Consider the following 22,040-nt stretch of genomic DNA (forward strand, 5'->3'; position numbering starts at 1 on the left):
GTTATGGCAAATAATAAGATCTATCAGATTGAGGCGGGGCAGAGTTACCCGCTCGGCGCAAACTATGACGACAAAGGCGTCAATTTTGCGCTCTTTTCGGCCTGTGCCGAACGCGTTGAGCTATGTCTGTTTGATCCGACTGGCCAGCATGAAATTGCCCGCCTGGAGCTACCGGAATACACTCACGAAGTGTGGCACGGCTACGTTCCGGATCTGCAGCCGGGCGCGTTGTATGGCTATCGTGTGTATGGTCCTTACGATCCCGAAAACGGCCACCGCTTTAACCCGCATAAACTGCTGCTCGATCCCTATGCCCGGGCATTAACCGGCGAGCTGAACTGGAACGCCGCCCATTTTGGCTATGAGCTGGGGCATGACGATCTCGATCTCAGCTTTGATACCCGCGACAGCGCGCCGTTTACGCCGAAATGCCGGGTTATCGACCCCCGGGTGTTTGACGGGCAGGATCCGCATCGCCCGGCGGTGCCGTGGTCTGAAACCATTCTGTACGAAACCCACGTGAAGGGCTTTACCCAGCTTCACCCGGCCGTTCCGCCTGAGCTGCGCGGCACCTTTGAAGGGATGGGGCATAAAGCGATTGTCGATTACATCAAAAGCCTCGGCATTACTTCGGTGGAGCTGCTGCCGGTGCACGCCTTCCCGGACGATCAACATCTGTTGGACAGGGGGCTGAAAAACTTCTGGGGTTATAACACCCTGAACTTCTTCTCCCCGGCATCCCGCTATTACGGTCCGAACGGCATCCAGGGATTCCGCGATATGGTGCGCGCCTTCCACGATGCGGGTATCGAAGTGATCCTGGATGTGGTCTATAACCACACCGCCGAGGGCAACGAGCTGGGCCCGACGCTCTCTTTCAAGGGGATCGACAACTTTTCCTACTACCGGACCATTGCAGGCCAGCATCGTTACTATGTGAATGACACGGGGACTGGCAACACGGTGAATACCTCCCATCCCCGTGTGCTGCAGATGATCATGGACTCTCTGCGCTACTGGGCCGAATCGATGCATATCGACGGTTTCCGTTTTGACCTCGGTACCATTCTGGGTCGCGAGCCGGAAGGGTTCGACCAGCGCGGGGGCTTTTTCGATGCCATGATGCAGGATCCGCTGCTCTCGCGGCTGAAACTGATTGGTGAGCCGTGGGATATCGGTCCTGGCGGGTATCAGGTCGGGGGATTCCCGCCAGGCTGGGGCGAGTGGAATGACAAATATCGTGATACCGTGCGCGAATACTGGCGCGGGGATAACGTCTCCTCGGACTTCGCCGCGCGTCTGCTCGGTTCCGGCGATCTCTACGACCAGCGCGGGCGCCGTCCGTGGGCGAGCATCAACTTTATCACTGCCCATGACGGCTTTACCCTGAACGACCTGGTCTCTTATAACGAGAAGCACAACGAGGCGAACGGGGAAGATAATAACGACGGCCACAATGATAACCGGTCATCGAATTATGGCGCCGAAGGGCCTACCGACGACGAGCAGATTAACGCCCTGCGCGAACAGCAGAAGCGCAACTTCCTCACCACGCTGCTCTTTTCTCACGGTACGCCGATGCTGCTGGCGGGGGATGAGTTTGGCCGCAGCCAGATGGGGAACAACAACGGCTACTGTCAGGACAGCGAGATCAGCTGGGTGCACTGGGAGGATCTGCCGGAAAGCGCCGAGATGCTGCGTAATTTTACCCGGCATCTTATTGAGCTGCGTACCCGCCAGCCGCTGTTACGCCGCGAGAGCTGGCGTGATGGGATGGAGATCCTGTGGTACAACGCGGGTGGCGGCCTGCAATTGCCAGAACACTGGGATGAAGGCACCACCCTTGGGCTCTATCTGACCCGGGCCGATTTAGAGGCTGCAAACGGGATCTGGCAGGAGGTGCTGCTGCTGATCAATCCATACGAGGCTGCGGTACCGTTCCGTATCCCGGATTGCGGCGAGGGTGGCTGGGTGCTGGAGCTAAGTACGGTACAGGATGACAACCTGGGCCAGGCTATCACCCCGGATAGTGACTTCCCGCTGGCGGGCCGCAGTATCGTGCTGTTGCGTCGACCTTAACGGTTAGCCCGGGCTCTCTCCCAGGGGCTGGAGGTATCGTCGTCGGCTTTGGCCGGCGCGGTATCTTCCAGCGAATCCAGATAGAGCGCTTCGACTTCGGCGCGAGCCCAGGGCGTGCGGCGCAAAAATTTGAGGCTGGATTTGACGCTGGGGTCGCTGTTAAAGCAGTTGATTTTAATCAGCTTGCCCAGCTGCGCCCAGCCATAGCGCGCCACGAGGGCGTTAACCATCATCTCAAGGGTGACGCCGTGCAGCGGATCTCTGGAAGGGTGAGCGGTCATATGCGTCCGGTTATTATTATCAAAGTTCTGAAAGCGGGGAAGGGTACAAGAAAAGCGGGAAACCAGCAACGTTACCCGTCGACATTACAGGCCGATTATTGCCTCAATCTTACTGGAATTTATGCCAGTAAAAACTGGAGCAATAATGTGAAGAGATAAACCATTGCTGCAATCTGAATTGCCCGGAAGCCCCATATTAAATAACGCCATGCGTTGCGTTCTCTGGCATCTGCTTCTGCAATGGCAGGATCAGAATGCTGTTTTTTGGCTTTAGCCCTGAATTCACTCACAACCCACAGCACAAGAATAAAGGCAACGATCGCTTTCTGAAGTAAGGGATTATCCATAGTGCATTATTCCCGACGGGTTGTTATGACCTTCACAATAGACCAACGGTCGTTCTGTGGCTACTACCTGATATGAACTCTCCCCAAATCTAAGAGGTTGATCGCAAGGCGTAAAGTGGATAGCATCCACTCTTTCGGATAAACAACATGTCTGTCACCGATTCACTTCTCGCTTTCTCTTTCGCTGCGCTTTTACTTACCCTGACGCCTGGCCTGGATACGGCACTCATTCTGCGCACCGCCTGCGCGGAAGGCGGTAAAAAAGCCTTTCAGGCTGCGCTGGGTATTGATGTGGGTTGTTTCATCTGGGGTGCGCTTGTCGCATTCGGTCTGGGTGCGCTGCTGGCAGTGTCTGTGCTGGCTTATACCTTACTCAAATTCTGTGGCGCCGCGTACCTGTGCTGGCTGGGCGTACAGTTGCTGAGGCGTCCTCGCTCAACGTTCAGTCATGGCGAGAACAATATCGCTGCCAGTGGGAACTGGTTTATCAAAGGCATGCTGGGAAATGTGCTTAACCCCAAAATGGGCATTTTCTATCTCTCTTTCTTACCGCAATTTATTCCTGCCGGGCATTCTCCTGTAATATGGACCTTTATTCTTGTCACTATTCACGTGGCAATCGGTACGCTCTGGTCGGTCACGCTGATTTTAACCACCCACTTTGCCTCGGCCATCCTGAGAAAAAGCGGCGTCGTTAAAGCGATGGACAGAGCGACAGGATGTCTGTTTTTAGCCTTCGCCGCTAAACTTGCGCTCAGCTCGCGATAGTGCCGTTACAGGCCTGGCAAGCGCAGCGCCCCCGGCATTATGTTCATAGGCGATTAAGAGGATTTTATGACCGCAGTTGATGAATTAACAGTGAAGCATCCAGGTGCGGCTGTCTGGCAGATGGGTGACAGCCCGGCACTGGCCAGCGAGCTTGCAGACCTGATCAGAAAGGGGATAAAAACAGCCACCTGTGGCTCCCTGGCCTCTTATCAGCAAGAAGGCGCGAGCTCCACCATTGGTGGTTACATCATTATCGTGGATGGGCAAGCGCGACCAGCCTGCGTTGTCAGGCTGGTTTCAGCGCGTCTGGTGCGTTTTTGTGATGTCACCGCTGAGTTTGCCTGTAAAGAGGGCGAAGGCGATTTAAGTCTCGAGTACTGGCGCAAAGAGCATCAGCGCTTCTTTACGCAGGAAGGTTCTTTTTCGGAGGATATGGCGCTGATTGCTGAAGAGTTTGAGGTTGTTGAACGCCTGTAACTTAAGCGCTCAGTCTCTTTGTAGCAGAGGCGGACAGCCGCCTCTGCATCACGATCCCCAACGCGTCCGCAAATACCGCACCGCATCCTGCGCCTGGGGCTGATTCAGATTGTCCTCGCGGAACAAAATCGTGCCGTCGATATTTGGCTCGGATTCATTCAAATCGAGCTGTTTTTTCAGCTCCGGCACGCCGCCTTTCACCGTCCAGTCGGGCTCTTTGCTCGAGGGTTCGCCCACTTTATAGAGCGCCACCCCAATATAGAGCCGCGTATGGGTCGGTTTCACCACGCCGGCCCACCACTTTGCCAGCACGTCATAACGCGCCGCATCCCGGGCAAAAGGCCAGTAGAGCTGGGGAGCGATGTAGTCCAGCAGACCCTGCTGCACCCAGCGGCGGGTGTCGGCGAAAGACTCGTCATAGGCTGCCGCACCCCGGGTGTCGGACCCGGCCGGATCGTGGGAGCGGTTACGCCATACGCCTGCCGGGCTGACGCCAAACTCCACGTTCGGGTTTAGCTGTTTAATGGTCCGCGACACCTGGGTAATCAGCTGCTGGGTATTGTTGCGCCGCCAGTCGGCTTTTGAGTCAAAGCCCTGACCATACTGGCGATAGGTCTGGCTGTCGTTCAGCTTCGAGCCTGCGGACTCGGCATAGAAGTAGTCATCAAACTGCACGCCGTCGACCGGATAGCGCGACACCACTTCCGCCACGATGCTGGTGATCCAGTCCCGGACTTCCGGGATGCCGGGGTCGAGGACAAAGCGATCGCCCGCGGTGCGGATCCACTCCCGATGCAGGACAAAGACGCTGGGTGGATTCAGCTTCAGGGTTTGGTTCAACTCGGCGACCGTACCCGGGCGGATATTGGTCGAGACGCGGTAAGGGTTAAACCAGGCATGCACTTTCATCCCACGCTTGTGGGCTTCATCCAGCATAAACTGCAGGGGATCGTACCCGGGATCTTCACCTATTTTGCCGGTCAGCATATCTGACCACGGCAATATTTTAGAGGGCCACAGGGCTGTGCCGTCCGGTTTCACCTGGAAAAAAACGGTGTTGATCCCGAGGTTTTTCAGGTTATCCAGCTTATCGGTCAGGGCCTTCTGCTGCATGGCATTCCGCGACTCTGCGCTGCGGCCATTCACTGACGCCTGGGGCGGCCAGTCGAGACGGGAGACGGTAGCCAGCCAGACGCCGCGCACCGGCTCGTGGCGTGCGGTTTTATCGGGCAGGGGCTGTTTCGCCACCGGCGTTAGCGGCGTCACCAGAGATTTGGGGGGAGTTGAGCTGCAACTGACCAGTAAAAGCGCGGCGATGAGCGCACCGGAGCGCTTAAGGTGAGTGGCAAGCTGAGAACGACGTGAACAGGCGATGATAAGCTCCAGTTATACAAATGTCGCCGGGTACGTTTATTGTCGTTCTATTCGGAGGGAAGTCAATGCTGTGACCCTGTTGTCTGTCCCCCTGGGTTTCAATTGTTCAGCGAAAAATGTGTTAGGGTTCAGTTGACTATAGCGTTCTTCTGTTGTCTGCAAGGTTGACCCATTTGTTACCAGGGGTATTATTTGTTCGCGTAAGTATTTTACTCTTGCTGCTTAGCAATGCGCCAAACAGCCGAACGATCACCTCCTACTCAGGTATTTCAACAGCAGATGCAGGCACAACACATTTTTCAGTTCTGGAAAGCGGTCGAGGCGCTCACGCCTCAGAAACTCGACAAAGATAATCCCGACGATCTGTTCCGGCCAGCCTATAAAATTGCGCAAGGTGGCAATCTCCCCTGGCGTGATACCAGACACACCGATAAACCTCTTAAGGATGACAAAGTCTGGCTCTATACCGCGCAATGCGGTGTTTATGATGCCACGGCGCTTTCTCAGCAACTGGAAGAGAAGATTGGCGCGCATGATGATGTCGTTGAAGAGAGGGGACGTGTCAACAGTCGGCTTTTTGATATTAGCTTCAATGAGCAGGGCATACCGCTATATCAGACATTTATGCTGTCGCTCTCCGCATGGGCTGCCGGTCAAATCCTGCATCATAAGGATGGCGTGGCGGCGCTTGAGAACAACGTTCCCGTGGATTTCTCCGACTTACCCCTTCCAGGCGATACCCTTCCTCTTGTTGATAGTGGGTTCGCCGGTTTCGATGCCTTAACCCTGCGTCTTATGCAATGGATAGCCGATGAAGCCTCGCTTTTAGAGGCTAACGGGTACAGCCCGGATATCGACTGGATCCAGAAGCTGGTGGCGCTGGTGGTTGATAAAACGCTTTTCCCGCACTCAACCCTGGAATCTGAGTTTGTCTGTCTTGTGAAATGTATCCAGGTTAAGGCACCGAAGCCCGCCGGGGAGGAGCCAACACCGGATAACAAAGATAAAGAAAAGAGGGTTGATCCCGTTCAGGATGGTTTATTAAACAGTTTTTATATCAGCGAGCTGCGTAATCTTGGTCACGCCTGGCAGCAAAACGATGCAGGACCGGGATTCGTTGAGTATATGCGTGCTGTCTCTGAACCTGACAGAGCGCGTATCGATCTACGTTCTCCTGAGGGTTTACGGCTCGCCTTTCAGCGATTGCTTCCCACGCAACCGCCTGCGGGCGCCTGGCCTTCGCCTTATCCTCTGGCTTTCAGCCAACAGTTGGCGGTTAACGAGATCTGGCGCCGCCACGCCGATCAAGCCGGTATCTTTGCCGTGAATGGTCCTCCCGGGACAGGGAAAACCACCTTATTGCGGGATGTGGTTGCCGCGGTGGTGACGCACCGGGCCGGGAGGTTGATTCGCCATGAAGATGAGGTCTTCGCGGGCAAAAATATGCTCATCCTTGGGGACGACAGATACCCTTACTATCCTCTGCATCCTGCAATAAAGGGGTCTTCGATTGTCGTTGCCTCCGCAAATAACGGCGCAGTGGAAAATATTTCACTTGAACTGCCCGGCGCAGACGCCGTGCCGGAAAGCGTGCATCGCGAAAGTGATTATTTTGCCGATCTGGTTTCTGAACTGATCGGTAAGCCGGGTTGGGGTTTGCTGGCGGCCAGACTGGGCAACAAAGGCAACAGGAACACCTTTATGAAGGTGTTCTGGTGGAGAAAACCGGAAGAGAATAAGAATACGCCGTTATTGCCTCCTGATACGTTCACGCCTCAGCGGGGAGAAGGGCTGGCTTACCATCTCAGACTGATAAAAGCCGGGAAAAGAAAACCGGCCATCTCCTGGGATAAGGCGAAATTGAATTATAAACAGGCGCAGGAGCGGGAAGAGGCCATACGTAAGCAGCTGATCGACTACGCAACGTTGGATCAACAGATCGATGAGATTCATCAGCGCATTCTGGAAAAGCGCGACGCCCGGACACTGTCGGCAGACCAACTGACTGAGGCTCAGGAGGCGCTGGCGAAGATCCAGGTTGAAAAAATCGAGCATCAGGCCAGTTTTGCAGAATGGAGCGGGCAGCTTGAGGCTGCCGGCAAGCGCCTGGAACAGCATGGTTCCCATAAGCCTACATTCCTGGACTGGCTCTCCACATGGGGACGCGCCCATCGTGAATGGCGGGAGCGTTATCATCGTTTAACCCAGGAGAGCGATCACCTTCGCGCAAAGATGGGGGTTTACCAGACCGAACGGGATGCCCTCGAACACAAAGAGAAGGAGGCAGAGAAGAGCGTTACGGACCAGACGCGGCAGTTGCAGGAGATTGATCGTGCTCTGAGCGAGATGCACCTGGAGCTTATCTCAACGCAAGCGCGGTCAGAAGAGGCAAAATCGGCACTGGGTGATGTCTGGCCCGATCCGCATGCCAGCGATGAGGTGCGAGAGAAGTCCGCGCCCTGGGCGGACGGCGCGTGGCAAAAAGCCCGACAGGCGTTGTTCCTGGCCGCACTGGATGTTCACAGGGCCTTTATTGAGCATCACCCGGAGCCGTTTATCAGCAACATCAATCTGGTGAGCAACTGGCTACAAGGCAAGAATTTGTCAGAGGAGCAGGCTGAGCTGGCGCTTAATTCCCTCACGCTTGTCGTTCCCGTTATTTCAACGACCTTTGCTTCCGTCCCGCGCATGTTTAAACGGATCGGCAGGGAAGCGATTGGCTGGCTGCTTATTGATGAAGCGGGTCAGGCGTTACCCCAGCAGGCCGCAGGCGCCATCTGGCGTGCAACCCGAACGGTTGTCGTAGGCGATCCAAAGCAGCTGGAACCGGTTAGCGGGATCGCTAAAGTCGTGGAAGGGGCGCTGGCGCAGCATTATGGCGTTTCAGCGTGCTGGTGGCCGGGAATGGTGTCGGCACAAATCCTGGCCGATCACACGATGGATCTGGGCACGCTTTTACCTGACCCGGATAATGGGCAGGTCTGGGTTGGCTGTCCGCTTCGCGTTCATCGCCGCTGTGACGATCCGATGTTCACCGTCAGTAATGCGGTTGCTTATGACGGTCTCATGGTTCATGGGAAAAAGGCGGTACCCTTGCCCTTGCCGGAAAGTTGCTGGATTGATGTCGAAGGCAAGGCATGTGAAGGTAACTGGATTGCAGAGGAAGGTGAAGCGGTCAGAAGGTTGTTATCGGGCCTGCGGGATAGTCATGGCGTAAAGCCAGACAATATTTTCCTGGTTTCACCGTTCAAAGATTGTGCGCAGAAATTATCCCAGCTGGCGTCTGAACTTGGGTTTGACACTCAAAAGACCGGCACAGTGCATACCACTCAGGGTAAAGAGGCCAGCATTGTGATATTTGTCCTGGGGGGAAATGTTCAGCGGCCCGGCGCCAATCATGGGCGGCCAGCCGGCCTAATCTGCTCAATGTTGCAGTCAGCCGGGCGAAACAACGCTTGTACGTCATCGGTAATCGTACGGAGTGGCAGAAACAGCGCTACTTCTCCACGCTGGCGAACGGTTTACCCGCTGAGTAAACGGAAAGAGGGCACATTTCGTGCCCTCTTATTACGCTGCGTGACACTGTCACCACTATGACACGGAGTGGCGGTACGCAGACTGGCGAACTTTCTCAACCGCCGCCTTTCCGGCGATAAACGCATGGTCCGAATTGTAGTATTCCCACTCGCTGTAACGTCCGGCCAGCGTGATGCCGTGCAGCAACAGCCATTTTCTGATCATCTCAACGTTCTCTTTACGCTGCTGGTCATAGATGACATAGGCGTAAGGAATATCGATTTGATTGCTGGTGAGGATCTCATCGGTTTCCGAGATGATCCCCACCTCGATGCACTCCTGAATACATCTGTCGATCAGCGCCTGGCCGTCAGCGGGCAGTGGTTTGTCCGGGGAGTAGCTTATCTCACAGGTGAGGCCGCACGCACCCGGCGGACTGCAGAACGGGCTGGCGTTGCCCTGCACGAAAATACGGTGGAATACGGTTTTGCCAGCGTAGTAGATCCAGTGTTTATCCGTCAGGGTGTCACGATTAACGCCCAGATTGACGCAGCGGACGGAGACATGGCGCAGGGCTTTTGCGGCTTTACGGATTTCTGGCGGTACTTCGTCGCCCATCAGGCGGATAAGCTCCGGCAGCACCAGCGTGCTGATCATCTGCTCATAGCGGTACTGCCTGCCGTCAGAGAGCACGACAATATGCTGATTAACGTAGATTTTACTGACCTCGGCGCCGGTCTCAATGCGGCCCTTTATGTGCGGCACAAAGCCGGACATCAGCGCCTGAAAACCGCCTTTCAGGGGGTAGCCGAAACGCGCGTTGGGTCCCATAGGCTTCGCCGTTTCGCCCAGCGCACCTTCGATGATCTGGTCCAGATCGGGCAAGGGGACGCGTCCGCCCAGCCATGAGGTCTCCATCTCTGAGAGTGGCACCGTCCATAATTTTTTATTGTAGGGAATAGCAAAATGACGGGCGATCCCTTTGCCCCATGTTTCATAGATGAAGGCTTCAAAACTGCCTTCCGGCGGTAGGTTCTGGCCTGTGCTGGTGTAGTCCGGCACCGCGCCATCGGCGCAGCAGTCATGATGATGGCGGCGATGCGTCTCGGCATTATTGCCACAGGTCGAGGCCATGCTTTTCACCTCTGACCCGGTACCGTAACGCGCCTCGATGGCCCCCAGGATACACTCCTTGATCACCGGGGCCGGCAAGCCGTAAAGCGATCCCTGGAAGGGATAACGGGTATAGACGCCGTCGGTATAGACCCAGGCTTCGCGGATCTGCCAGTGAATATTGTCACCCAGTAAGATGTTGTATAACGCCAGCACCTCTTCATCGGCGGAAAACATAATGTGTCCCGCATAATCGAAGGTAAATCCCTTGTCCTGAACCGAGCGGCACAAGCCTCCCACCGTCTCATTACGCTCCAGTAAGGTTGCCCCTTCGCCAAAATGATAGGCCGCGCTCAGGCCGGTTGGCCCGGCACCCAGAATTAAGCATGGCTCTACTTCTGAACCCGTTCTGGCAGGGGGGATGAGGCGTAAAACTGCCTGAGGTGAGACATCCTCGCCTCCGGCATCCGTTGTCGCCGTCTCCTGCGCCTGATGACGAGAGAGCGCCTGCCCAATCAGCTCATGCATTTTTTGCACGGTTGTGTCCCAGGAGGTGCTGGCGACGATGTTTTGCATGATCTGCCGCTGCGAAGCGCGTTCTTCCTCAGACAATGCCAGCGCCTCTTCGCAGGCGGCCACAAAGGCGGCATGATCCCTGGCGACCGCCACAATGTGGCCATAAGGTTTTTCAACATCAGCGATGGCGGTACTCACCACAGGAAGCTGCGCGGCCATGTATTCCAGCACTTTCGTCGGACTGATAAAGCGGGTGGATTCATTCAGCGCAAACGGCATCAGGCAGACGTCCCACCCGGCAAGGAAATGGGGCAGGGCCTGATAAGGCTGCATGCCAGGGTAATGGATATTGCTTCGTTGCGGCAGGGTTGACGGGTCTATTTTCACCACCGGACCAACCATCACGATTTGCCACTCCGGGTGCGCATCGGCAAGGGCGGCGATCAGCGACAAATCCATACGTTCATCGATTACGCCGTAATAGCCCAGGCGCGGGTGCGGAATAGTGTCCTGCAGAGGATGGTGATTGGCCCGATCCAGCGCCTGTTCAAAATGCACCGCATCCACGCTACTGGCAAAGCAGTGAATGTTCGGGTGGCGTCCTTTTCTTGCCGCATACAGGCTTGGCCCGCCGGTAAAGACAATATCCGCCCGCGTCAGCAGGGCTGACTCACGTTGCAACAGCTGGCGGGGCGCTTTTTCAAAGGCGGCCAGTTCATCCATGCAGTCATACACCACAACGGCGGGGGCAAAGACCTTCAGCAGAGGGAGGGCCATCGGCGTGTAGAACCAGACGACCGGAGTTTCATCCTCTTCGCGTATCTCCGCCAGCAGTGTTTCCAGCCAGGCGATCTGTCCATCATGGAAACCCGGCTCTGTTGACGGTGTCTGCGGCTGAATAACCGTCACATTCGGCGCGGGTTGGGAAATCTTCAGCTCGGGTTTTCCAACGGAATGCAACGGCTCTTCGATAAAGACGATCTGATAGTGCTGAGCAAGCCGTGTCATCAGATGCTGCGGGCGCTGAAAAACAAAATCCCAGCGCAGATGACTAAAAACATAGATTTTTTTCATGCCTGATACCTCTGTGCTGGTGCAGGTAGTGACGCCAGTTAGTTGGTGAAAGTGTTCCAGCCGGGTCTGGACATGTTTAAGAGCCCGGGCGTAAACGGCATTCAGCTCTCGCTCTTTGTCGGGCCTCACATCCCATAAGCCAGAGTGATGCCAGTTTGCGTTATTCTCCCAGTCGGGGCGGTCGATAATCGGGTAAAGGCAAATGCCCGCAACCTCTACGCCGGCCAGCTGCGCCTGAGCCACCTCTGAGACGACATCGTTAATCCAGGCGCCGCGCCCGCTACCCACATGGCTGGTTTCAGCAAGCAGAATAGGGCGGCGATAACGCTCCCAGGTCTCCTGCAACATTCCGTGCAATCGCCGTCGCCGACCGTCACCCAGATGCCACGGCAGCCGCTGGTTGTTGCCCATCATCCATTGATTGTCGTGGTAGTAATTGGCGCCCAGCAGATCCAGATAGCGCGGATGGCCACCCAGCTCAGGCTCATGCCTGCCCGTCAGCATGTCCCACGCCTGAAACTGCGCGGTACGAAACGCCTCGGTTTGCTCAATATTTGCAGGATCGTCATCCGGTGAAATCAGATGGATTAACGGGTCGCAATGTAAAATTCGCGCTCTGGGATCGGCCGCCAGAATGGCGTCGCAGGCGGCTATGGCGGCACGAACGAGTTGTCGCTTGACCCGCTCGCTTTCGCCCACGCCTGGAGGGGAGGTAGGAAACAATCCTTCCGCAATGCCCCAGGCTGTGAATGAGATTTCGTTGACGGGTGAGTAGACCGGCGGCTCCTCATACCAGGGGCGCAAAAACGCCGCCAGCGAGCCACACAAGTGGGCGAAGCGAGAGACAAACTCTGTTGAGAAAAAATCGAGATGAGGGGGAAAGCCGTAATGACAGATTGTCCAGCAAATCTGGATACCGCTCTCTTTTGCCGACATCATTTTTTTTGCGACGTTAGTAAAGTCGTAACCACCTGATTTATCAACAAGTCGCCAGCCGACGCTCTCTCTTACCGTGTGCATGTTGAAGGGCTTAAGCGCGCGGTAATCCTCGGCATGCCGTACGTCATGCGCCGTTGCGTTATCCATTGAAAGGGGATGACCCGCCCGGGTGATAAAATCAGCGCCTTCGAATCCTGCCTGCCAGAATGACCTGAATATCGCCATATACATTGCTCCCTCATGGGCCTTTTTAAATATACCTGGCCAGCGCGTTTAAATTCATTGGCCTTTTTTTAATTACCCACACCTATGGCAGAAAATAAAATTTTAGAAAATAGCGAGTATTATTTTTTGTATAACATTCAACCATAACCATCCTCCCTACATATTTTGTAAGCAGCGAAACAGGGCAACAGGAATACCCCGGAGTTCACCCGTTGTATTTAGACATCCTGGTCTTCAATGAGAAAAAATCACTGTCTTATTCATCAATGATAGCCTGAGTTTCCGGCGCTACGCGGCGTTTTTCAGCAATGTCCGGCTTCGGCAGTTAAAAAGATGAACAAAATCATTGTCTGCTGGTGGCGCTTTTTTTATGGGATCCGTTTCGGTTAAACGATAATAATGCTTAACCGGGCCTTTAAATAAGCCTTGCCCGTTTCGTTAGTTTGCTGGATTGCTCTCTTCATGATCTCTGTTGTTTTCTGGCACTTTTGTCTTAGCGTCCTTGGCCTGTTAATTAGTGATTCGGATATTTAATTCCGATAGCTTCTCGCTGCGGGAATATAAATAACGGAGTATTAGTTTCCTCTCATAGGGTATATTGTAAACAGATCTAAATAGTTACAACATACAGTGTGCCTTTACTTTTAAACAAACCTAAACATTGTGCCCTGAATCATCGCTTATCAGAAAAAAGAGGTAGCCGTCCCTTTTTTATCCCCTAAAGGGAGTAAATTGAATTTAACCGCCAGAGGGGTTATTCTTGTTTTATCCCCTATAGGGGATTTTCCTTGAATATCCGCTATAGGGGGTAAGCATGAAAGTGACCTCGGCAGGCGCACTGGCGCAGGCTGTCAAAGATCAGCGTAAGGTCAATAAGTTAACGCAATCAGAGACCGCTGAACAGGTTGGCATTAAACAAACCACGGTATCGGATTTCGAGAACAAACCTGAATCCACCAAGCTGGAAACCCTGTTCAAAATTCTCTCGGCGCTGGATCTGGAACTTCACGTGGTGAAAAGAGGCTCGACGCTGCCCGATCATGCCAGCTGGACAAAGGAGTGGTAAACGATGCGCGCTCAACGTCTGACTGTTGCCATGAATGGCGAAGTGGTGGGTACGCTGCATCGTGATGGCAGCGGCGCGATGTCATTTCAGTATGCGCCCGAGTGGCTGGCAGAGCCTGGCGCACGTGCCATTTCGCTCTCTTTGCCGCTCCAGCACGGGAGGATCCGCGGAAAGCAGGTCTTCAATTTTTTCAGCAACCTGTTGCCAGACTCAGAGGCGATAATCGCCCGCATGCAGGCCCGTTTTCAGGTTGAGACGGCACATCCCTTTGATCTGCTCGCCAGTGTCGGACGAGACTGCGTGGGTGCCATTCAGCTCTATCCACCGGGGCTGGAGATCCCATCGGTGATGGATATCGTCGCCGAACCGCTGGATGACGAGCAGATTGCTTCCTTGCTGGAGGGTTACCAGATGGCCCCGTTAGGGATGAGCGAAGAGGGGGCTGATTTTCGCATTTCGCTGGCCGGGGCGCAGGAGAAAACGGCGTTGCTATGGTATCAGGATCGCTGGCAGCGGCCTCAGGGTAGTACACCAACCAGCCATATATTCAAATTACCGATCGGCAGAATAGAGCAGAACAATATCGATCTCAGCGAGAGCTGTGAAAACGAGTGGCTCTGCTTACGGATCGCAAAAGCCTTTGGATTTCCGGTAGCGCATGCCGAAATGGCCACCTTTAGTCGCAAAAAAGTGCTGATTATTGAACGCTTCGATCGCCGTTGGGCCCGCAGCGGGTGGCTGATGCGCCTGCCGCAGGAAGATTTTTGTCAGGCGCTGGGCATCGCTCCGGCACTGAAGTATGAGTCCCACGGCGGGCCGGGCATCGCCGATGCCATGAAACTGCTGCTCGGTTCCCGCCTGGCAGCGCAGGATCGGGAGATGTTCTTCAAAGCGCAGATCCTGTTCTGGATGCTGGCCGCGATTGATGGTCACGGTAAGAATTTCAGCCTGTTTATCGAAGCGGACTCTTCGTTTCGCATGGCCCCGTTATACGATGTGATTTCGGCCTTTCCGCTGTTTGAGGCAGGGAGTATCCCGGCCAAAAAAGCGAAGATGGCCATGGCATTACAGGGCAAAAACCGCCAGTACCATTTCGCGATGATCCAGCCGCGTCACTTTATCAGTACCGCTGCGCACGCAGGCTTTTCGCAGGAGATCGCCCGGAGGCTGATGAAAGAGATGGCCGACCGCACGGATGAGGCGATCGCCACCGTCAGGGCGGAATTGCCAGCGGATTTTCCGGAACAGATAAGCGAGGCGATTTTCCGCGGTCTGGTAAGCCAGGCGGCGAGAATAAGCCGCTTTGATTAAATTGGTACAAAAATTGGTAGGGTAGTAAAAGCCATTTGCAATTGTTAATGATATTTATTTTCATTATCATTTGTCTTTACGTAAGCAACTGTAAAGAAAAATGACATGCATACTCCCTCTGCCCTAATACAGCAAACTCTGTGTGCCGTCGCCATTTCCCTGGCAATGCACTCTGGCGCTGCACTCGCTAAAACCTTTACCGAGAAAGATTTCGTCACCCAACCACTTGGGCACGGCGTGTACGAGCTGGCCTACGATAAGGGCCAGCAGGCCCTTTATGCCGCGTCAGCGCCTTCCTTTGATAAAGACAAAACGGACGGACTGGTCTTTAAGCTGGCGGCGCAGACGCTGCAAATTGAAGCGAAGATCCCCACGGAACGTCGCACATTCGCCGTCGCGCTGGACGAAGAAAATCATCGCCTTTATCTGGGTAATTCGCTGGAAGGGTCGGTCACGCTGCTCGATACCCGTACTGATAAAGCCATTAAAACAATTCAGCTGAGCGACACGTCAGATCCAGAAAATCGCGTGCACCTGCGTGAAGTGGTGCTGGATAAGAAGCATCAGCGTCTTTATGTCTCCGGGATAGGGCGTAAGGATAAAGGGTTACTCTGGGTTGTGGATACCCAGAAGCAGGCCCTGGCCCAAACCCTTGAAAAACTTGAGCCGGTCGGGTTTGCAGTAGATGAAGCGGGCGACAAGGTGTATGTCGTGTCTGGCGTCGGGGAGCTGATCGCGCTGGATGCTAAAACATCCAGGCTGCTCAGCCGCGTGAAGGTCGATCCTGCCGATCCGGAGCACTATTTCCTGAATATCGCACTAAACAGTGGCAAAGGGATGGGGTATATCGCCGACACCAACAACAAAGATCTGCTGGTTGTGCAGTTGGACACCGGCAAGCTGCTTCATCGTGTACCGACTCCTAATTCCGTTGGCGTGCTGTATAACCCGGCGCGGGAAGAGGTCTACGTCACCCATCGTAACGATCGCCAGATTAGCGTGATCGATGCGACCACTTATCACCTGAAACACACCATTAAAACCACGGCGATGCCAAACAGCCTGGTGCTGTCTGCCGATGCCAGCACGCTCTATGCCAGCGTCAAGCAGGATGAGAAAGCTCACAAAGCTGACTACGTGCTCAAGATTGATTTAACCCAGCTCTAAGGATCCTGTTGTGATAAAGCAGACACGCATGGCCGTGGCGGTTTCGCTCGCCCTGGCAAATCTTCCTGCGGCCGTTTTCGCCGCGGAATCCACCGCCGTCAACGAAGATGAGCTGGTCGTGACCGCGACCGGCTTCAGCCAGGAGCGTCGCGAGGCACCAGCAACCATCTCGGTGGTGAATGAAAAGGAGCTGAACACCCGCTCTAACCAGAACGTCACCGAAGCCCTGCGCGAGATGCCGGGTCTCCTGGTGGGTAACGGCCACGGCAGCCTGGCGACTGGCGATGTCCAGATGCGCGGGATGGACTCCACCTATACCTCCTACATGGTGAACGGCATCAAACAGGCCACCCGCGAATCCCGCCCGTACGGCCACCATATCGGTACCGAGGCCGCCTTTATGCCACCGCTGGCCGCCATCGAGCGCATCGAAGTGATCCGCGGGCCGATGTCATCCCTGTATGGTTCTGACGCCATCGGCGGCGTGGTCAACGTCATCACTAAAAAAGCGTACAACCTGGAGAAGTGGACCGGCGTCCTGGAGGATAACTACTTCCTGCAGGAGAAGAGCGAGTACGGCAACACCAACCAGACTAATGCCTTTGTGATGGGCCCGGTGATCCCCGGTAAACTGGGGGTGAGCGTGGCCGCGGATTATCTCGACCGTCGCGACGATGACAGCGTCAACGACGAGCGTTTTGTGAAGCATCAGTCCGGCAACCTGGACGCGACGATCGCCCTGTCGCCAACGGAGACACAGCTCTGGGATCTGAATGCTACGAAAGGGAATCAGGAGAAAACGCATAACGATAAACAGTGGTACTGGGGCTTCGACCGCGACGCGGCTTCGCTGTCGCAGCACGCCTGGTATGGCGACATACTGGAGGTGAAGAACTTCGTCAGCTACGAGAAAGCGAAAACCGAGTACCGCGTGCCGGGAATGGCATCACAGTTTATTACCCAGAAAAACTACGAGGCGAACAGCGCCAACACCTTTACCCTCGGCGACCACAAGCTGACGCTGGGCATCAACTTTACCCGCAATGAGCTGGATGATGAGTTCGGCATTAAAGATAAAGAGGCGCCGGGCGTAACGCCGGTGAGCGAAATATCGCGCAACGGCTGGGCGGTATTCGCCGAAGATGCGTGGATGATCGTCCCGGATTTCACCTTAACGACCTCGGCGCGTCTGGATCACGACAGCTACTTTGGTTATCACGTCACGCCTAAGCTCTACGGCAACTGGACCCTTGATGAAAACTGGGCGCTGAAGGGCGGTGTGTCGGCGGGCTATAAAAAACCGGATCTGCGCCAGAATAATGCCGGCTTTACCAGCGTGTATGGGACTTATCCTTATTCGGAAATAGGCATCGGTAATGACGATCTCAAACCGGAGGAGAGCGTCAACACCGAGCTTGGCGTCTACTGGCAGCAGGATGCGCTGGCGCTGGACGCGACCGTCTTCTACACCAAATTCAAGGACAAAATCAGCGACCGGGTCATTTGCACCACGTCGGCCTCGCAGCAGTGCAGGTATAATGGTTACGTCGCTGACTCTGTCTTCCAGTATTTCAACGTCAGCGATGCCGAAATCTACGGTGTGGAGCTGAACGGCGACTGGCAGGTCACCTCATCGTTGAGAGCCAATGCCAACTATACCTGGACTCACAGCGAACAGCAGAGCGGCGAGTATAAGGGTTACGCCCTGAGCGACTTCCCGGAAAGCATGGCTAACGTCTCTCTGACATGGCAGGCGCTAAACGACCTGGAGTTATGGAGCAAAGCGAGCTGGCGCAGCACCTCACCGGACATCGGTAAATCCAGCGAAACAGAAGCCTACGCGCTGGTTGATTTAGGGGCACGTTACCATCTGAACAAGAACGTTACGTTAATGACCGGCATCTATAACCTGTTTGACGCAAACCCGATTTACCGCACCTCGTACAACCAGTCTTCGATGCTGGAAGGCCGCCGCTATAACTTCGGCGCCCGTATCGAGTTCTGAACCTTACTGCCGGAGCCGTCGTGCTCCGGCTTCTGCAATTGTTATTCCTCGCTTTTCTGCCACAGAAAGTGATTATCAAACCCGCCGACATGTGATACTTAGATTGGGAGACAACCAACCAGGATAACGAGAGATGTCGCAGAACAAAATTGCCCACAAAGTACAAAACCTCCAGTCATCGGCGATCAGAGAACTATTAAAACACAGCAAGATGGAAGGGGTGATTTCACTCGGCGGGGGCATTCCCAATCCGGATCTTTTCGATCGCGAAGGGCTGGAAATGGCAATGGAAAAGGTGCTCTCCAGCACCTGGAAGGATGCTTTTCAGTACGGTCTGAGCGAAGGTATCCCGGAGCTGCGCGGCGAAATCTGCCAGCTGCTGAGCGGCAGGGGGATCCGCTGCGGTATCGACGAGGTGGTCGTCACATCCGGTTCCCAGCAGTCACTGGATATTCTGGCGCGCGCGCTGATCAATCCGGGCGACATTGTTGTCGTTGAACGTCCAACCTATCTCGCGGCCCTGCAGGTTCTGCAGCTCGCAGAGACTAACCTGATGTCGGTGGGTACCGACGGCGAAGGGATGATCATTGATGAGCTCGAAGCGCTGGTTAAGACCACGCCGATCAAAGCGGTCTACATCGTACCGACGTTTGGCAACCCAGGCGGGGTTACGTTGACAGAGCAGCGCCGCAGGCAGTTGGTGGAATTAGCGCAGCGCTACGATTTTGTGATTATCGAAGACGATCCCTACGGCGAAATCAATTTTACCGACAACACCTTCACGCCATTAAAAGCCTGGGCGGCAGAGATGGGGTGCAGCGATAACGTGATTTACACCTCGACCTTTTCAAAAATCCTCGCGCCAGGGGCAAGGGTAGGCTGGTTAGTGCTGCCGGACTGGGTGAAGCGTCAGGTGGTGATCCTCAAGCAAGCCACCGATTTACACACCAGCACATTGTCGCAGTCGCTCACTTATCACTATCTCACCACGGGACGACTGGCGGGACAAATCGCGCTGATCCGTGACGCCTATAAACATAAATGCGAGATCCTCTGCCAGGCGGTGGAGCGCGACCTGGGCGATCACCTGACGTTCCACAAACCGATGGGTGGCATGTTCCTGTGGGCGAAATTCAAATATGAGATGAATACTACCGAGTGGCTGAAAAAGACCCTCAATAACGGCGTGGTTTACGTGCCAGGGGAGTTCTTCTACTGTAACGAGCCGGATCACAACACGCTGCGCATGTCCTACGTCAGCGTCACGGATGAAAATCTGCAAGAGGCGGTCGCACGGTTGAAAGCCTCCTTATAAGGGGCGCGGAAGTAAAACGGGTGGCGAAGGCCACCCGAATCATTGACTTAGCTGCGGATAAAATCGAGTAAGTCTTTGTTGATCGTATCAGGGTGCGTGGTGTGCATCCCGTGAGGATAGCCTGGATAAACTTTCAGCGTGCTGTTGCTGATAAGTTCATCCTGAAGCAGGCTGGCATTCTTATAAGGCACCACCTGATCGTCATCACCCTGCAAAATAAGCACCGGCACGGTGATCGCTTTTAGATCGTCGGTCTGGTCCGTCTCTGAAAAGGCTTTAATGCCTTCATAGTGCGCTTTCGCACTGCCAATCATCCCTTGCCGCCACCAGTTCTGAATAGTCCCCTGGGATATTTCAGCCCCCGTTCGGTTGAAGCCGTAGAAGGGGCCCGTCGCCACGTCGAGATAAAATTGCGCCCGGTTTGCGGCCAGCGCTTTACGGAATCCATCAAAAACCTCCAACGGTGTACCGCCTGGATTTTCCGGCGTTTTCACCATTAATGGCGGTACGGCACTGATTAATACCGCTTTCGCCACGCGACCCTGCGGTTGACCGTATTTCGCCACATAGCGCGCAACCTGTCCGCCGCCGGTGGAGTGACCAACATGGACAACGTTACGCAGATCCAGATGTTCCACAACGGCAGACACATCGGCGGCGTAGTGATCCATATCGTGTCCATCGCTGACCTGACTTGAGCGGCCATGACCACGACGGTCGGAGGCAATAACGCGGAAACCTTCAGCTAAAAAGAACAACAGCTGGTTATCCCAGTCGTCAGCGCTTAATGGCCAGCCGTGGTGGAAGAAAATGGGCTGTGCATCTTTAGGACCCCAATCTTTATAGAAGATACTGACATCATCGTTGGTGGTAACAAATGACATGATAGACCTCTCGGGGAATAAAAGAACCTGAGTGAAGTGGGCTGCGTCCGCAGTTAAAGACGTACAGCCGCTAAGAAGTCTAGTTGAGAAGATTAACGATTGCTTCCTCCTAACGAAAACGCATGCGTTCTGCGCAGTCGGCTGAGGCTAAACAACACTGAAGCGACAGATGCAGCAACTGCGACCCACAGGGCGAAATGGACAGCCCGTTCATTTAACGTCTGGCCGGTTACCGGCGAGATGAGGGTCAGCAGGATACCTACAACAGCGGCGCCCAGGCACTGCCCGAAAGTTCGGGCAATGGATAATACCCCGGATGCATAGCTTGCCTGTTCGCGAGCAACATTCGACAACATTTCCCGGTTGTTAGGACTTTGAAAACATCCAAATCCGATTCCGCAAACCAGGCTACGCAGGCAGATATCCCATACGGAAGGCGAGGCGGGCAGCATCGCCAGCAGGATCAACCCCACAACAAAGATGGCCAGCCCAAGAGTCGAGATCAGCGGCGCAGAAACCGTGTCTGCCCAGCGGCCGGCGTGGGGCGCGATCAGCACAATACCTATTGGCCAGGGCACGAACAGCAGCGCGGATACAACAGGGCTGTAGCCATATACGCTCTGAAACAGGAAAGGCAACGCAACAAAGGTGATCCCCTGGCTGACAAAAGAGGCCAGTGACGTTAATGCCGCGAGGGTGAAACGTCCGTTCTTGAATATAACGGGCGGCAGTATGGGCGCCCTGGCGCGGCGAATATGCCCGATAAACAGCATCGTACTGAACAGGGCGAGAAGTCCCCAGCAGACCGCCACCTGGTGAAGGCTGTTCGCCGCCATAATCATTGCTCCCAAAAGGGTCGCTGACAGCAGCGCGCCAGGAAGGTCAAACGCAGTTTTGCCGGACGTTGTTTTTCCGGGTAGCGCCCTGAAAGCCAGCAACAGGGCTAAGGTTCCCGGAAGTATGTTAATGGCAAACAACCATTGCCAGCTCAGGGTATCCAGTATCGTGCCGCCCAGCACCGGGCCAATGGCGGTGCTGGATGCTATAAGCAGGGCATGCAGACCCAGCACGCGGCCAAGCAGTCGTCCCGGGAAAACGCCGCGCAGGATCGCCGGAGCAATACTTAACGTCGCCGCGCCGCCGATCCCCTGCATAATACGCATTGCCACAAGCATTTCTGGGGTAGTTGCCAGTGCGCAGCCCAGTGAGGTCAGCGTAAAGGTGGCGAGCCCTGACAGAAAAATGGGGCGAGTGCCATAGATCGTCGCGAGGGAGGCGAAAATCATCAACGTCATTGCCGCAGAGAGCAGATAACCGTTGGCGAACCAGACCGCGTAGCTTGCAGGCACCTGCATCGCTTGCGCCATAGAGGGCAGGGCAATGTTGATCATGGTGCCATCAAACACCCCCATCAGGGTGGTCACCATTACGGCGATCATCACCCGGGCGCGCGCCGGGCCAGGCAGCCCCTCATCACCGGGTTGGTTTGAAAATAGCGTCATCATCTGAACTCCTTAAGGGGGGGTTAATGACGAAACTATAAGCACGAGGTATATAAGGCGGAAGACGCATGGTTTACACTT

The 22,040-nt window shown here is 54.9% G+C and carries 15 protein-coding genes; 9 read left to right on the forward strand and 6 right to left on the reverse strand.

The window, feature by feature from the left end:
- Nucleotides 1-3: 3 nt before the first annotated feature.
- Nucleotides 4-2,079 (forward strand): glycogen debranching protein GlgX, encoded by a 2,076-nt coding sequence (glgX, locus tag B3X29_RS06455; RefSeq protein WP_103179609.1) that lies wholly within the window; start codon nt 4-6, stop codon nt 2,077-2,079.
- Here glgX and B3X29_RS06460 read toward each other — a convergent pair.
- Entirely contained in the window at nt 2,076-2,360 is a 285-nt protein-coding gene (locus B3X29_RS06460; RefSeq protein WP_103179608.1) for a VF530 family DNA-binding protein, read from the reverse strand. The genes glgX and B3X29_RS06460 overlap by 4 nt on opposite strands.
- A 119-nt stretch (nt 2,361-2,479) precedes the next feature.
- The gene (locus B3X29_RS06465; RefSeq protein WP_103179607.1) at nt 2,480-2,707 is read right to left on the reverse strand and encodes a hypothetical protein; all 228 of its coding nucleotides are present in this window, start codon (nt 2,705-2,707) and stop codon (nt 2,480-2,482) included.
- Nucleotides 2,708-2,854: 147 nt separating this feature from the next.
- On the opposite strand from B3X29_RS06465, the gene B3X29_RS06470 reads away from it, so the two are divergent.
- Together B3X29_RS06470 and B3X29_RS06475 are read left to right on the forward strand one after the other, a co-directional pair.
- Complete coding sequence (locus tag B3X29_RS06470) at nt 2,855-3,475, forward strand: LysE family translocator (RefSeq protein WP_103179606.1); 621 nt, start codon at nt 2,855-2,857, stop codon at nt 3,473-3,475.
- A gap of 66 nt (nt 3,476-3,541) precedes the next feature.
- Nucleotides 3,542-3,952, forward strand: coding sequence for an ASCH domain-containing protein (locus tag B3X29_RS06475; protein ID WP_159338897.1), 411 nt, complete (start codon nt 3,542-3,544; stop codon nt 3,950-3,952).
- Between the two features lie 48 nt (nt 3,953-4,000).
- Here B3X29_RS06475 and B3X29_RS06480 read toward each other — a convergent pair whose 3' ends face one another.
- On the reverse strand, nt 4,001-5,338 hold the full coding sequence (locus B3X29_RS06480; protein ID WP_159339319.1) for a glycoside hydrolase family 10 protein: 1,338 nt from the start codon (nt 5,336-5,338) through the stop codon (nt 4,001-4,003).
- A 267-nt stretch (nt 5,339-5,605) separates the two neighbouring features.
- Between B3X29_RS06480 and B3X29_RS06485 the strand changes: the two genes are divergently transcribed.
- Complete coding sequence (locus tag B3X29_RS06485) at nt 5,606-8,923, forward strand: DEAD/DEAH box helicase (protein WP_159338899.1); 3,318 nt, start codon at nt 5,606-5,608, stop codon at nt 8,921-8,923.
- Here the strand turns inward: B3X29_RS06485 and B3X29_RS06490 are convergent.
- Nucleotides 8,918-12,709, reverse strand: coding sequence for an NAD(P)-binding protein (locus tag B3X29_RS06490; RefSeq protein ID WP_159338901.1), 3,792 nt, complete (start codon nt 12,707-12,709; stop codon nt 8,918-8,920). The genes B3X29_RS06485 and B3X29_RS06490 overlap by 6 nt on opposite strands.
- An 814-nt stretch (nt 12,710-13,523) precedes the next feature.
- Between B3X29_RS06490 and B3X29_RS06495 the strand changes: the two genes are divergently transcribed.
- The 5 genes from B3X29_RS06495 to B3X29_RS06515 all read left to right on the forward strand — a co-directional run bounded on the left by B3X29_RS06495 (nt 13,524) and on the right by B3X29_RS06515 (nt 19,573).
- Nucleotides 13,524-13,775 carry a helix-turn-helix domain-containing protein gene (locus B3X29_RS06495; protein ID WP_156654482.1) on the forward strand — a complete coding sequence of 84 codons (252 nt, stop codon included), beginning with the start codon at nt 13,524-13,526 and terminating at the stop codon, nt 13,773-13,775.
- Between the two features lie 3 nt (nt 13,776-13,778).
- On the forward strand, nt 13,779-15,086 hold the full coding sequence (locus B3X29_RS06500; RefSeq protein ID WP_103179601.1) for a type II toxin-antitoxin system HipA family toxin: 1,308 nt from the start codon (nt 13,779-13,781) through the stop codon (nt 15,084-15,086).
- A gap of 105 nt (nt 15,087-15,191) precedes the next feature.
- Nucleotides 15,192-16,253: a YncE family protein gene (locus B3X29_RS06505; protein ID WP_159338903.1), complete on the forward strand. Its 1,062-nt coding sequence runs from the start codon at nt 15,192-15,194 to the stop codon at nt 16,251-16,253.
- A gap of 10 nt (nt 16,254-16,263) precedes the next feature.
- Nucleotides 16,264-18,258 (forward strand): TonB-dependent receptor domain-containing protein, encoded by a 1,995-nt coding sequence (locus tag B3X29_RS06510; RefSeq protein ID WP_159338905.1) that lies wholly within the window; start codon nt 16,264-16,266, stop codon nt 18,256-18,258.
- Between the two features lie 133 nt (nt 18,259-18,391).
- Nucleotides 18,392-19,573, forward strand: a complete 1,182-nt coding sequence (locus tag B3X29_RS06515; RefSeq protein ID WP_290513044.1) for a PLP-dependent aminotransferase family protein — start codon at nt 18,392-18,394, stop codon at nt 19,571-19,573.
- Between the two features lie 47 nt (nt 19,574-19,620).
- Here B3X29_RS06515 and B3X29_RS06520 read toward each other — a convergent pair whose 3' ends face one another.
- Both B3X29_RS06520 and B3X29_RS06525 read right to left on the reverse strand, forming a co-directional pair.
- Nucleotides 19,621-20,457 (reverse strand): alpha/beta fold hydrolase, encoded by an 837-nt coding sequence (locus B3X29_RS06520; protein WP_156654477.1) that lies wholly within the window; start codon nt 20,455-20,457, stop codon nt 19,621-19,623.
- A gap of 92 nt (nt 20,458-20,549) precedes the next feature.
- The gene (locus B3X29_RS06525) at nt 20,550-21,959 is read right to left on the reverse strand and encodes an MFS transporter (RefSeq protein ID WP_159339320.1); all 1,410 of its coding nucleotides are present in this window, start codon (nt 21,957-21,959) and stop codon (nt 20,550-20,552) included.
- Nucleotides 21,960-22,040: the final 81 nt, after the last annotated feature.

The organism is Leclercia sp. UBA5076 (assembly GCF_002416465.1).
Taxonomy (GTDB): Bacteria; Pseudomonadota; Gammaproteobacteria; order Enterobacterales; family Enterobacteriaceae; genus Enterobacter.